We start from the raw sequence: 13864 nt of genomic DNA on the forward strand, positions 1-13864 counted from the left end.
ATCAGGCAATAAAAAGCCCCGCATTGTGTGCGGGGCTTTTGCTTTTGCAGCCTTTTCGGCTCTCAGGCAACCAGTGCCTGACGGGTACGATCGATCACGGCCTGCAGCGGTTCAGCGCTGGAGTACTGATCGGGGTACAGACGCTCGCTGTGGCGGGCGATACCGTGTTCGTTGACCAGTGTGAAGCTGAAGCAGCCTTTGCGAGCGGCCATGATCAGGCAGTTCATTGGTGCAAAAGCGTTGGTTAGGGTGCGAATGGCATCCTGAGTATGGATTTGAGTAGACATAGTTATTAGGTGTTCCTACAAATGACACGGATAAGAACCGTGCAACGTTAAAACGTTCCAGTAACGTCGACCACCATTGGTCGAACGAAGAACCCGACTGGAACAAAGCAGCCAGTTTGAAGCGCTATTAAGTTGGCGCGCTTGGGCTGGCAGGTAGGTACTTAGGAGGGCAGGCATCACAACGAGGGCAAAGGTTCTGGGCCCGGGGTGAAGATCCTGATCAATTTGCAGGTTGGTTCGGTCAGAGTAAGTGTTCTTCGCAACACCCTTCACGTCATTGGAAGGCTGTGTTGTCGCAAGATTTACCTGGAAACCATCGAGGGGTCGTTCCCGCTTTTTTCGGTAGAGCTTCTTGGAAGAAGGCAGACCGTGGGGATGTGTTCGACCGGAATTGACTTTCAGCTTGGTACTAACGCCGCGGATACTAACGGATCGAAACGGGTAAAGCAAACTTCGAGTAGAAAAACATTGCAGAGGCCGATTGAGTCTGCTTTGGGGGGCGCAGAATTGCCCGCATTTGGCGCAGCGCTTGACCGTCGGTCGGTGAAGATTTGTTCATCAAGCCGCGTGCCAGGCCGGTTTATCCCAGGCCGGTTAGCAAAACGACCCGAAAAAGCGCATCGATATAACCGGGTAACAGGTACTTGTGCACATTAGTTGCGCAAGCTGTAACGGCACTGTCATACCAATCCTGACTCCACTGGCTGCCTGCATCGAAAGTTTAAGTCAATGAAAAACATCGCTTTTTTTTGTTGGTGAAAAAATCGTCAGTTTGACTGCGAGCCCCATTCCATAAGGCTTTGCGACGGTTGGAGGGCGGTTGTCCACTGAGTTATCCACAGCTTCTGTGGATTGTCCCGAGCGCTTGCTCTAGGACGGGCGTGCCGGGTTGTTTTTCGACTTTACCTGTAAGAAAAAGAGAGTAGAGTGGCGCGCCTTCCGATTCGTCCCACAGTGCTTTATGAAGTTTCGCTCAGTATCAGACTCTGTTACCTCACAACCTTCTTCTGTTACCCCGCCCAAGCGATTTTCCGTTCGCGTTGCAGAATGGCTGCTCGACAGCCCGCGCCTGAGCGACAGTCATAATGCCAAGCACATCGCAGGGCGCCTGCTCAAACAACCGGCGCGTGAAGGCGTGGTGGCTGCGCAAAGCCGTCTCGGTCAGTTGATGTGCCGTGAGTGCGGTAACGCCCGGGATCGTCGCATCGGTCAGGATCTGCTGCGCCAGGCCGCGCGTGCCGGTGACCGTCGTGCGCAACAGGAACTCGGTCTGCTCGAAGACTGAGCTGTCCAAGACCTGACACCTTGGTTAACCTTCAGGCTTTATAAGATCGGCGGGAGTGGCTATGGCGATGGACTTGACCAGCGTATTGCTGGGGCTTGCAGGGGCGGGATTGCCACTGCTGGCGCTGGCTTGGCAACTGCAACGCCGGGCGAGTAACGGCCAGGCCGAGGTCGCCTTGCTCGAAGAGCGGCTGGCCATGGCGCAACTGGCGCAGGACGGACTCAACGCGCAGCTCGACGCCAGTCGCGATGAAGTCGCCGATCTCGGCCAGGCCAACGCCGCCAAGCAAGCTGATCTGGCAGCGCTGCGCCGGGAAGTCGAGCTGCTGCAGATCGAGCGTGATGACGCCCGCGATGCCTCCCACGCCTGGAACCTCGAACGCGCGAACAAGGAAGCTGAGCTGCGCCGCCTCGACGCACAAGCCGCTTCACTGAACGCCGAACTGCGCGAGCAACAGGAAAGCCACCAGCAACGCCTCAACGACCTGCAAGGCTCGCGCGATGAACTGCGTGCGCAGTTTGCCGAACTGGCCGGGAAGATTTTCGATGAGCGCGAGCAGCGCTTTGCCGAGACCAGTCAGCAGCGGCTCGGGCAGTTGCTTGATCCGCTCAAGGAGCGCATCCAGTCCTTCGAAAAACGGGTGGAAGAAAGTTATCAGGCCGAGGCCCGCGAGCGCTTCTCGCTGGCCAAGGAACTGGAACGTTTGCAGGCGCTCAATCTGCGCCTGAGCGACGAAGCCACCAACCTCACCCGCGCCCTCAAAGGCCAGAAAACCCAAGGTAACTGGGGCGAGCTGATTCTTGAACGTGTGCTCGAACACGCCGGTCTGGAGAAGGGCCGCGAGTATCAGACCCAAGTCAACCTTAAAGGCCCGGATGGCGAGCGCTTCCAGCCTGACGTGATCATTTACCTGCCCGGCGACAAGCAAGTCGTGGTGGACTCCAAGGTGAGTCTCACCGCCTATCAGCAGTACGTTGCAGCCGACGACGACAGCCTCGGGCAGATCGCGATCAAGCAGCATGTATTGTCGTTGCGCAATCACGTCAAAGGCCTGGCCGGCAAGGATTACAAACGTCTTGAAGGCCTGCACAGCCTCGATTTCGTTTTGCTCTTCGTGCCGATCGAGGCCGCATTTTCGGCAGCCTTGCAGGCTGAGCCATCGCTGTTTCAGGAAGCCTACGACCGCAACATCGTGATCGTCAGCCCGACGACGTTGCTGGCGACGTTGCGCGTGATCGACAGTCTGTGGAAGCAGGAGCGCCAGAGCCAGAACGCCCGGGAAATCGCCGAGCGCGCTGGGTGGCTGTACGACAAGTTCGTGCTGTTCATTCAGGATCTGGATGAGGTCGGCAATCGCCTGCAGCAGCTGGACAAAGCCTACAGCTCAGCGCGCAACAAGCTGACAGAAGGACGCGGTAATCTGGTCAGTCGCAGTGAGCAACTGAAATTGCTCGGCGCCCGGGCGAGCAAGAGCTTGCCGGCGGATTTGCTGGAGCGGGCGATGACCGATGTCGATGGTCTCGTTGAACTCCCTGAATAAAGATCAAAAGATCGCAGTCTCCGGCAGCTCCCACAGGATGTACGCCATACCAATGTAGGAGCCGCCGGAGGCTGCGATTTTTTGCTTCTACAGCGGTAAATACCGACTCAACAACGCCCGCAACGCCGCCGGCTTCACCGGTTTGGCCAGATAATCCAGCCCCGCCGCATGCACCTGGGCGACCATCTCCGGTCGCCCGTCAGCGCTGATCACCACCCCCGGCACCGGCTCACCCAGGCTCGTGCGCAACCACGCCATCAGCTCAGTGCCGGTATCGCCGTGGTCAAGGTGATAGTCGACCAACGCCAGTTGCGGTCGCACGCCGTCATTTAACAGTGCTGCACATTCTTCGCGATTGCGCGCTGTCCACACCTGACATCCCCAGCGACTGAGCAGGCTGTTCATGCCGATCAGAATGCTGTCTTCATTGTCGATGCACAGTACCCGCGCGCCGCTTGGCAACCTGCCATTCATTTCGGCTGCAGCGCTTGCCGGTTGGGCCTGCGAGTGAGTGAGCGGCACGCTGACGCTGAACACACTGCCGCGACCCGGCCACGAGCGCACCCGCAAGGTGTGACCGAGCACCCGGCACAAACCATCGGCAATTGCCAAACCCAGGCCGAGGCCTTTTTCAGCGCGGGTCTGATGACTGTCGAGGCGTTTGAACTCTTCGAAAATCACTTGCTGTTTATCTTCTGGAATCCCTGGCCCGCGATCCCACACCTCCAGGCACAGTTCGCCGCCACGTCGACGCACACCGAGCAACACCGGACCCTTGGCATAACGGAAGGCGTTGGTGAGGAAGTTCTGCAGAATCCGCCGCAGCAATTTGATGTCGCTGTCGATGCGCAAATGGCTGCTGCGCACACGGAAAGTCAGACCTTGTTCCTGTGCCAGTGCCTTGAATTCCGCGCCGAGCGTGTCAAACAGTTCATTGACCGCAAACGGCTTGCGATCGGGGTTGATCTTGCCGTTTTCCAGGCGGGAAATATCCAGTAGATCGCTGATCAAGTCCTCAGCCGAACGCAGTGAGCTGTCGAGGTGCTGCACCAGTTTCTGCGCCTCGCTGCTCAAGCCGTCGTCCTGATGGGAGAGGGCAGCGGAGAACAGTCGAGCGGCATTCAGTGGTTGCATCAAGTCATGGCTGACCGCCGCGAGAAAGCGGGTTTTCGACTGATTGGCGGCTTCGGCGGTGCCCTTCGCCTCGGTCAGCGCGACGTTGAGTTGCGACAGTTCCTGAGTGCGTTCGCTGACCCGTTGTTCCAGCCCTTCATTGGCTTCGGTGAGTGCCTGCTCGGCTTCGCGGAACGCGGTGATGTCGGTGAAACTCATGACGAAACCGCCCCCCGGCATCGGGTTGCCGATCAGCTCGATCACCCGGCCGTTGGGGAACAGCCGTTCAGAGGTGTGCGCGCGGCCCTGACGCATCCAGTGCAAGCGGCGGGCAACGTGGACTTCCGCTTCGCCGGGGCCGCACAGGCCGCGCTCGGCGTTGTAGCGAATGATGTCGGCAATCGGCCGGCCGACGCTGATCAGACCATCCGGGTAATTGAACAACTCCAGATAGCGCCGGTTCCAGGCCACCAGTTTCAGCGACTGGTCGACCACGCTGATGCCTTGGGTGATGTTCTCGATCGCACCCTGCAGCAAGGCACGGTTGAACTGCAGCACCTCGGAGGCTTCGTCGGCGATGCGGACGACGTCCTCCAGCTGCATTTCCCGACCTTCGATGGCGGCTTTTACTACAGCACGCGTCGAAGAAGCGCCGAGCACACCGGCCAACAACCGCTCGGTATGGGCGATCCATTCGCCGTCGGCATTCTGGTTGGGGTTGAAGCCTTTGCCTTGGCGATAGGCGAAGCGAATGAAGCTTTGGCGCGCACGTTCCTCACCGACAAAACGCGCGGCCAATTGCAGCAAGTCGTCGATTTGCACCGCCAGCATCGAGCGTGCGCTCGGCCGCGCACTGATCTCCTGACCGATGAAACGTCCGGCCTGCCAGTGTTCCGATACGCGGGTACGCGACAGCACCGAAACCCAGGCGAACAGGGTGAAGTTGCCGGCCAGCGACAGCACTACGCCTTGGGTCAGCGGGCTAATCGGCAGGTTCAGCGGATTGCTGTGCAACCATGCCAGCCCTGGAAAACTGCTTAACGACCAGCCGAGGCTGTGCGCGGCGATCGGCAGGATCAAGGTGTAGAACCACAGGAAAGTACCGGCGGCCAAACCGGCGAAGACGCCGCGACGGTTGGCCTGTTTCCAGTACAGCGCACCGAGCATGGCGGGCGCCAGTTGAGTCACGGCGGCGAACGCAATCTGGCCGATGGTCGCCAGGCTTGCCGTCGAGCCGAGCAAGCGGTAGCTGACATAGGCGAGCAACAGAATCACCACGATGCTGACGCGGCGCACCGAGAGCATCCACTGGCGGAACACCTCGAACGGGCGCTCGGCGTTGTTGCGCCGCAGCAACCACGGCAACAGCATGTCGTTGGACACCATGGTCGACAACGCCACACTGGCGACAATCACCATGCCGGTCGCCGCCGACGCGCCACCGATAAAGGCCAGCACCGCCAAGGCCGGGTGCGCCTGGGCCAACGGCAGGCTGATCACGAACGAGTCGGGCAAGACGTCGCTCGGCAGCAGCATCTGTCCGGCCAGCGCGATCGGCACGACGAACAGTGCGGCCAACGCCAGATAAGCGGGAAACACCCATTTGGCCAGCCGCAGGTCCTGCGGATCGATGTTCTCCACCACCGTCACGTGGAACTGCCGTGGCAGGCAAATGATCGCCATCATCGCCACGCCGGTCTGCACCACCATCGACGGCCAGTTAATGGTTTCTTTCCAGTATTCCTCAAGCCGCGGGGCGAGCATCGCCTGATTGAACAGGTCGTCGAAACCGTCATACAGGCCAAACGTGACGAAGGCGCCGACGGCGAGAAAGGCAAACAGTTTGACCAGTGATTCGAAGGCAATCGCCAGCACCATGCCACGGTGGTGCTCGGTGGCGTCGAGGTTGCGTGTGCCGAAGACGATGGTGAACAGCGCCAGCACCAGCGACACGATCAGCGCGGTGTCCTGGGCGCGGGTGCCCATGGCATCGGCACCGGCGCCGATCAGCAGGTTCACGCCGAGGACGATGCCTTTGAGTTGCAGGGCGATATAGGGGAGAACGCCGACCAGACAGATCAGCGCGACGACCACCGCCAGCGATTGCGATTTGCCGTAGCGCGCGGCGATAAAGTCAGCGATGGAGGTGATGTTCTCCTGTTTGCTGATCATCACCATTTTCTGCAGGACCCACGGCGCGCCGACCAGCAGCAGGATTGGCCCGAGGTAAATCGGCAGGAATGACCACAGTTGCTCGGCGGCTTGACCGACAGCGCCGAAGAACGTCCAGCTGGTGCAATAAACTGCCAGCGACAGGCTGTACACCCAGGCACGCACGCGCGGCGGCAACGGCGCGCTGCGGCGGTCGCCGTAGAAGGCGATGGCGAACATGATGGCCATATAGGCCAGGGCGACGGCGGCGATCAGCCCGGTGGACAGCGACATGCAACACTCCCGACAAAAGACTCCCCGGCACTCCTGCCCGGGCGGACAGTCTCGCATGCGCGGGGCGGTTAGTCAGTGTCGACCAAGGTCGTGGCGTGGTGGGGTGTCGCAGGCGGGGAAGCCCTCTGTTTCTGGGGTGACCGGGTGGGGCCCTTCGCGAGCAGGCTCGCTCCCACATTTGCGATGCATTCCGCTGTGGGAGTGAGCCTGCTCGCGAAGGCGTCAGTCCTGACGCAGCGCAATATCGATCAGCCGATGCAGTTCATCCACCTCCAGCGCCGCCGCCGAAAACAGAATCCGGAACACCACCGGCGCAACCACCAGGTTGATCAACCGATCAACACTCGGCGCCACTTCATCCGGATGCCGCTCAACGATCGTCTGCAATTGCGCACCAATGATCGTCACGCAATACCCCGGCGTAGCACTGGCCTGCACGTCGCGCATCATGTTGCGCCCAGGCTCCGAACTCATCTCGTCGAGATATTGCTCAGCCCACGCACGAATATCGCTGCGCAAACTGCCGGTTTGCGCCGGCTCGCTGTCGGGGCGCATGCGGGCGAGGGCGACGTCGGCCAACAATGCCGACAGGTCACCCCAACGCCGGTAAATCGTCGACGGCGTCACCCCGGCGCGTGCGGCGATTTGCGGGACGGTCACGCTCGAGCGCTCCTGTTCTTGCAGGAGAGCACGGACTGCCGAATGAATTGCATCTTGCACCCGGGCACTGCGGCCGCCGGGGCGTAAACCTTCTTTAATAGCCATGCGGCAGACCTTAACACAAAGAATTTGCTTTAAGCGCGAGGCAGTAGCACACTCCGCAAAAGCAAAAAATTAGCTTTTGCGGAGTGTGCCCATGACCAGCCTTGCTTCCAATCGATCCAGCCTGTGGTTTCTGGCGATGACTTTACTGAGTTTTCTCGCCGCCTCCACGGCGCCAACGCCGCTGTATCACCTGTATCAGGATCAGCTGCACTTCTCGGCAACCATGCTGACGCTGATCTTCGGCGTCTATGCGCTCAGTCTGTTGGCGGCGCTATTAACTGTCGGCTCGCTTTCCGACCACTTGGGACGCAAACCGGTGATCTTCGCCGCCGTGCTGCTCAACGCGTTGGCGATGCTGCTGTTTATCTACGCCGACAGCGTGGCGTGGCTGATCAGCGCGCGTGTTCTGCAAGGATTTGCCACCGGCATGGCCACCGCTGTTTTAAGCGCGACCCTGCTCGACACGGATCGTCAGCAGGGGCCGTTGATCAACAGTGTCGCGCCGTTGCTCGGCATGGCCTTGGGCGGCATGGGTTGCGGTTTGCTGGCGGAGTTTGCGCCGGCACCTATGCAGCTGACCTATTGGCTGCTGCTCGCACTGTTTGTATTGCAAGGCATTTATGTCTGGCGCTTACCGGAAAGCGTCACTCCGCAAGCGGGGGCGTGGGCCTCGTTGCGGCCGACACTGCACGTGCCGATTCAAGCGCGGGCCACCTTGTGGCGCGTGTTGCCACTGAACACGGCAACCTGGGCGCTCGGCGGTTTCTACGCCTCGTTGGCACCGTCATTGGTGCGCACCGCCACCGGTTCGACTTCCAATCTGATCGGCGGCGCAACCGTGGCCGCCCTGACAGTGACCGGTGCATTGATGATTTTCACGCTGCGCAATCGTCCCGCCGCACGGGCGTTGCAGTTGGGTGCGAGCCTGCTGCCGATCGGTCTGGTATTGATTCTGCTGGGCGTGCACAGCGCCAGCCTGTCGCTGTTTTTCCTCGGCACGCTGGTGGCCGGTTGCGGCTTTGGCTCGGGATTCCTCGGCGCCGTGCGCAGCCTGGTGCCGCTGGCCTTGCCCCATGAGCGGGCAGGATTGATGGCGGCCTATTACGTGCTCAGTTATCTGGCGTTCTGTCTGCCGGCGTTGCTCGCCGGGCACTTGTCGCGTAGCTACGGTTTGCTGGCAACCACCGATGGTTACGGGGTTGTGTTGATCGTGTTGGCCATTGGCGCGCTGTTACTCAGCCTGCGCCCAGCCGCAGCCAAAGTGTGCCGCGCTCCATAACCCCCTCGATTTCGGTTAGCCTTGCCCAGCCTTCTTCTCACGGATCGACTCATGAAGATTATTCGCAGCAAGACCTTCACCGCCGAGCGCGCCTGGGGCGCGCTGGACATTGCCAACATGAACGGCATCACCACGCGCCTGCACTGGACGGATCAGCCGTACAAATGGCACATCAACGACGGCGAGGAAGTGTTTGTGGTGCTGGATGGTCAAGTGCTGATGCATTACCGCGATCTGGGCGAAGAAAAACAGGTGCGGCTTGAGGTCGGTGACATCTTCTATGCGAGTGTCGGCACCGAGCATGTCGCCCATCCGCAAGGTGCAGCGCGGATTCTGGTGATCGAGAGCGAAGGCAGCGTCTGACTGCTTATTGGTAAAACAGATAACAGTTAGAGAAATTACCCGTTATATAGATATTCGATTCGGTTCTACCATGGACTCAACCTCACCAGAGGAGAGGACTCCATGATGACTTGCCCCAACAGCGCCAAACCCGGCATCAAACCGTTCCGCCAGCTTCAGCACCCGCGTGAAGTGATCCGCCAGTTCACCCCCAACTGGTTCGCAGCGACTATGGGCACTGGTGTGCTGGCGTTGGCGTTGGCGCAACTGCCATTGGCCATTCCAGGCCTGCACGCCATTGCTGAAGGTTTGTGGTTGTTCAACATTCTGTTATTCAGCCTGTTTACCGTTGCCTACGCCGCGCGCTGGATTCTGTTCTTTGATGAAGCGCGGCGGATTTTCGGCCACTCCACGGTATCGATGTTCTTCGGCACGATTCCCATGGGCCTGGCGACGATCATCAACGGCTTTCTGCTGTTTGGCCTGCCGCGCTGGGGTGACGGCGTGATTCACCTCGCCGAAGTGCTGTGGTGGATTGATGTGGCCATGTCGCTGGCTTGCGGCGTGTTGATCCCTTACATGATGTTTACCCGTCAGGAACACAGCATTGATCAGATGACCGCCGTCTGGTTGCTGCCGGTCGTGGCGGCAGAGGTGGCGGCGGCCAGCGGTGGTTTGCTCGCACCGCATCTCACCGATGCCCACTCACAACTGGTGGTACTGACGACAAGCTACGTGCTCTGGGCCTTTTCGCTACCGGTAGCGTTCAGCATTCTGACCATCCTGCTGCTGCGCATGGCCCTGCACAAACTGCCCCACGAAAATATGGCGGCCTCGAGCTGGCTGGCCCTCGGCCCGATCGGCACCGGTGCGCTGGGCATGTTGCTGTTGGGCGATGATGCGCCGGCGATATTCGCGGCGAACGGTCTGCCCGGTATCGGTGAAATTGCCTCGGGTGTTGGGCTTATTGCCGGGATAACCCTGTGGGGCTTCGGACTGTGGTGGATGCTGATGGCGCTGCTGATCACCGTGCGTTACTTGCGCGACGGCATCCCGTTCAACCTTGGCTGGTGGGGCTTCACCTTCCCGTTGGGCGTGTATTCGCTGGCAACCCTGAAACTGGCGAGCACTCTGAACCTGACGTTTTTCAGTGTCGTCGGCACGCTGTTGGTGATGTTGCTGGCGCTGATGTGGCTGATCGTCGGCAAACGTACCGTGCAAGGCGCCTGGCGGGGCGAGCTGTTTGTCTCGCCGTGCATCGCAGGTTTGAAGAAATAACCGGAAAAGTTTAGGTAAGGTGTGGCCTGGATCGCTGTTCGAGAATCCAATAAGCAGTACCCAGGCCTCTCTACCTTAAACATCAGGGAAACACGGAAGATGAGTCACCCCTCACAGTTCAACCTGCTGCGCACCCGGCGCTTCCTGCCATTCTTCATCACGCAGTCGCTCGGCGCGTTCAACGACAACGTGTTCAAACAGTCGCTGATCCTCGCCATTCTCTATCGGCTGACCATCGAGGGTGACCGTTCGATCTGGGTCAACCTGTGTGCGTTGCTGTTTATCCTACCGTTTTTCCTGTTCTCGGCACTGGCCGGGCAGTTTGGCGAAAAATTCGCCAAGGACGCGCTGATCCGTCTGATCAAACTCGCGGAAATCGCGATCATGGCCGTAGGATCGATCGGTTTTCTCTTCGATCACTTGTCGCTGATGCTGGTGGCGCTGTTCGCCATGGGGACCCATTCGGCGCTGTTCGGGCCGGTGAAGTATTCGATCCTGCCGCAGGCTTTGCGCGAGGATGAGCTGGTGGGCGGCAACGGCCTGGTGGAAATGGGCACGTTTCTGGCGATTCTCGCCGGGACGATTGGTGCCGGGGTCATCATGTCCTCTTCGCACTATGCACCGTTGGTGTCCTGCGCCATCGTCGGGATCGCCGTGCTGGGTTATCTGGCCAGCCGCAGCATTCCGCGCGCGGCGGCATCCTCCCCGGAAATGCGCCTGAACTGGAACATTTTCAGTCAATCCTGGGCCACGCTGAAACTCGGTCTGGGCCAGACGCCAGCGGTGTCGCGCTCGATTGTCGGCAATTCGTGGTTCTGGTTTGTCGGGGCGATTTACCTGACGCAGATTCCCGCCTACGCCAAGGAATGGATGCACGGCGATGAGACCGTGGTCACCCTGATTCTCACCGTGTTCTCGGTCGGGATTGCGCTGGGTTCGATGCTTTGCGAGAAGCTGTCCGGGCGCAAGGTCGAGATCGGTCTGGTGCCCTTCGGTTCGTTCGGTCTGACCGTATTCGGTTTGCTGCTGTGGTGGCATTCCGGCGGGATTCCCGACAGCGTCAGCGGCCACAGCTGGATTGAAGTGCTGGGCTTCGTGCACACCTGGGCGGTGTTGGTCGACATCCTCGGCCTCGGCATTTTCGGTGGTTTCTACATCGTGCCGTTGTATGCCTTGATCCAGTCGCGCACCGCCGAGAACGAGCGGGCAAGGGTGATTGCCGCCAACAACATTCTCAACGCATTGTTTATGGTGGTCTCGGCCATCGTCTCGATTGTGCTGTTGAGTGTGGCCAAGCTGTCGATCCCGCAGTTGTTCCTGGTGGTGTCGCTGCTGAATATTGGCGTCAACGCCTACATCTTCAAAATCGTCCCCGAGTTCAGCATGCGCTTCATGATCTGGCTGCTCAGCCATTCCATGTACCGCGTCGAGCACCGCAACCTTGAAGCCATTCCGGATGAAGGCGCGGCATTGCTGGTGTGCAACCACGTGTCGTTCGTCGATGCGTTGTTGATTGGTGGCGCGGTGCGTCGGCCGATTCGCTTTGTCATGTACTACAAGATCTACAACCTGCCGGTGCTGAACTTTATCTTCCGCACGGCGGGGGCGATTCCGATTGCCGGACGGAATGAAGACATCCAGATCTACGAAAAGGCTTTCACCCGGATTGCTCAGTATTTGAAGGACGGTGAGCTGGTGTGCATCTTCCCGGAAGGCAAGTTGACGGCGGACGGCGAGATGAATGAGTTCCGGGGCGGTTTAACGCGGATTCTTGAAGAGACGCCGGTGCCGGTGATTCCGCTGGCGTTGCAAGGGCTGTGGGGGAGTTTCTTCAGCCGCGATCCGAACAAAGGGTTTTTTCACCGATTGTGGTCGCGGGTGACACTGGTGGCAGGAGCGCCAGTGGGCGTTGATGCTGCTGAGCCGGCGACGTTGCAGGTGTTGGTCGGGGAGTTGCGCGGGGCAGTCAGATAGCCGGCGATTTTAAGGGCCTCTTCGCGAGCAGGCTCGCTCCCACATTCGATCGCGTTTCGTCAGAGGAGTACGATCAACTGTGGGAGCGAGCCTGCTCGCGAAAGCGGTAGTGGCCTAAGCGCTGACCTTGAGGCCAATCAGCCCGGTAATGATCAACGCCACACTCGCCAGGCGAATCAACGCCATCGACTCGCCAAACAGGATGATTCCGGCAATCACCGTGCCCACGGCACCGACGCCGGTCCAGATCGCATAGGCGGTGCCCAACGGCAATTCCTTCATCGCAAGGCCGAGCAGGCCAAGGCTGATGGCCATGGCCGCAACGGTCAGAACGGTGGGGAGCGGGCGGGTGAAACCGTCGGTGTATTTCAGGCCGACGGCCCAGCCGACTTCAAACAGGCCGGCGAAAAACAGAATGATCCAGGACATGAAAGACCTCCATCGATAGACGGGGTCGTCCCCAGATTAATAACTCGATCGAGCCGCAGGGTCGTCCCCGCGTTGCGCAATAGTGTGACGAGCATTAACCCGGGGATCAAGTTTGCGCCTCAGTCGGCCGCCTGTTGCGCCAGTGCCTCGCGGTCTTGTTTTTCACTCATGCGCCGGAAGTACGTCGACAGCAACGCGCCGGAGATATTGTGCCAGACGCTGAACAGCGCGCTCGGCACCGCCGCCAATGGCGAAAAATGCGCACTGGCCAGCGCGGCGCCCAACCCGGAATTCTGCATGCCGACTTCCAGCGCCAGCGATTTGCGCTGGGCCAACGGCAACTTGAACAGGCGCCCGGTGAAATAACCCAGCAGATAACCGAAGCTGTTGTGCAGCATCACCACGGCCATGATCAACAGGCCGGATTCGGCGATTTTCGCCTGACTGGCGGCTACCACGGCGGTGACAATGATCACGATGCTGACCACCGATACCAGCGGCAATACATCTACTGCGTGGCGCACTCGGTCACCAAGCACACGCTGGGCAACCACGCCGAGAATGATCGGCAGCAGCACCACTTGCAGGATCGACCAGAACAGCTCCATGAACGACACCGGCAACCACGCCGAAGCCAGCAGCCAGATCAGTGCCGGGGTCAGCAGCGGGGCGAGGAGGGTGGTCACGGCAGCAATGGCCACCGACAACGCCAGATCACCTCGGGCCAGCCAGGTCATCACGTTGGACGAGGTGCCGCTCGGGCAGCAACCGACCAGAATCACCCCGACGGCGATTTCCGGCGGCAGGTGAAACACTTGGCAGAGCAACCACGCCACACCGGGCATGATCACGAAATGTGCAACCACGCCCAGCGCTACGCGCCATGGATGGCGGGCGACAGCAGCGAAGTCGTCGAGTTTGAGGGTCAGGCCCATGCCGAACATCACCAGCCCGAGCAGCGGCACGATCGCGCTTTTCAGGCCGAGGAACCACGCCGGTTGCAGGAACGCAATCACCGCGAAAAGCAGAACCCAGTAAGCGAAGGTATTGCCGACAAAGCGGCTGAGTGCAGCCAGTGCGCGCATGGCCTGTTCCTTATTATTAAATGAACACCACAAAACAAATGT

General features: G+C 59.8%; 11 protein-coding genes. 6 read left to right on the forward strand and 5 right to left on the reverse strand.

The genetic code is table 11. From position 1 onward, the window contains the following. Positions 1–62: 62 nt before the first annotated feature. Complete coding sequence (locus tag HU754_RS09830; protein ID WP_003214941.1) at positions 63–287, reverse strand: hypothetical protein; 225 nt, start codon at positions 285–287, stop codon at positions 63–65. Positions 288–1248: 961 nt separating this feature from the next. On the opposite strand from HU754_RS09830, the gene HU754_RS09835 reads away from it, so the two are divergent. Beyond that, positions 1249–1572 carry an SEL1-like repeat protein gene (locus tag HU754_RS09835; RefSeq protein WP_186624892.1) on the forward strand — a complete coding sequence of 108 codons (324 nt, stop codon included), beginning with the start codon at positions 1249–1251 and terminating at the stop codon, positions 1570–1572. A 175-nt stretch (positions 1573–1747) separates the two neighbouring features. Beyond that, positions 1748–3112 (forward strand): DNA recombination protein RmuC, encoded by a 1365-nt coding sequence (locus HU754_RS09840; protein WP_186624899.1) that lies wholly within the window; start codon positions 1748–1750, stop codon positions 3110–3112. A gap of 87 nt (positions 3113–3199) precedes the next feature. Here the strand turns inward: HU754_RS09840 and HU754_RS09845 are convergent, their stop codons facing one another. Continuing rightward, on the reverse strand, positions 3200–6670 hold the full coding sequence (locus HU754_RS09845; protein ID WP_186624893.1) for a hybrid sensor histidine kinase/response regulator: 3471 nt from the start codon (positions 6668–6670) through the stop codon (positions 3200–3202). Between the two features lie 222 nt (positions 6671–6892). Beyond that, positions 6893–7435 carry a TetR/AcrR family transcriptional regulator gene (locus tag HU754_RS09850; RefSeq protein ID WP_186624894.1) on the reverse strand — a complete coding sequence of 181 codons (543 nt, stop codon included), beginning with the start codon at positions 7433–7435 and terminating at the stop codon, positions 6893–6895. Positions 7436–7526: 91 nt separating this feature from the next. On the opposite strand from HU754_RS09850, the gene HU754_RS09855 reads away from it, so the two are divergent. The 4 genes from HU754_RS09855 (at position 7527) to HU754_RS09870 (ending at position 12308) form a co-directional block, all read left to right on the forward strand. Further along, entirely contained in the window at positions 7527–8714 is a 1188-nt protein-coding gene (locus HU754_RS09855; protein ID WP_186624895.1) for an MFS transporter, read from the forward strand. Positions 8715–8765: 51 nt separating this feature from the next. Next, positions 8766–9077 carry a cupin domain-containing protein gene (locus HU754_RS09860; protein ID WP_186624896.1) on the forward strand — a complete coding sequence of 104 codons (312 nt, stop codon included), beginning with the start codon at positions 8766–8768 and terminating at the stop codon, positions 9075–9077. Positions 9078–9182: 105 nt separating this feature from the next. Beyond that, entirely contained in the window at positions 9183–10334 is a 1152-nt protein-coding gene (locus HU754_RS09865) for a TDT family transporter (protein WP_186624900.1), read from the forward strand. A gap of 99 nt (positions 10335–10433) precedes the next feature. Continuing rightward, on the forward strand, positions 10434–12308 hold the full coding sequence (locus tag HU754_RS09870) for an MFS transporter (RefSeq protein ID WP_186624897.1): 1875 nt from the start codon (positions 10434–10436) through the stop codon (positions 12306–12308). 114 nt (positions 12309–12422) lie between these two features. Here the strand turns inward: HU754_RS09870 and sugE are convergent, their stop codons facing one another. Together sugE and HU754_RS09880 are read right to left on the reverse strand one after the other, a co-directional pair. Then, positions 12423–12737, reverse strand: a complete 315-nt coding sequence (gene sugE / locus HU754_RS09875) for a quaternary ammonium compound efflux SMR transporter SugE (RefSeq protein ID WP_003223093.1) — start codon at positions 12735–12737, stop codon at positions 12423–12425. A 119-nt stretch (positions 12738–12856) separates the two neighbouring features. Beyond that, positions 12857–13822 (reverse strand): bile acid:sodium symporter family protein, encoded by a 966-nt coding sequence (locus HU754_RS09880; RefSeq protein ID WP_186624898.1) that lies wholly within the window; start codon positions 13820–13822, stop codon positions 12857–12859. Between the last annotated feature and the right edge of the window lie 42 nt (positions 13823–13864).

The organism is Pseudomonas zeae, from assembly GCF_014268485.2.
In the GTDB taxonomy this organism is placed as follows: domain Bacteria; phylum Pseudomonadota; class Gammaproteobacteria; order Pseudomonadales; family Pseudomonadaceae; genus Aquipseudomonas; species Aquipseudomonas neuropathica.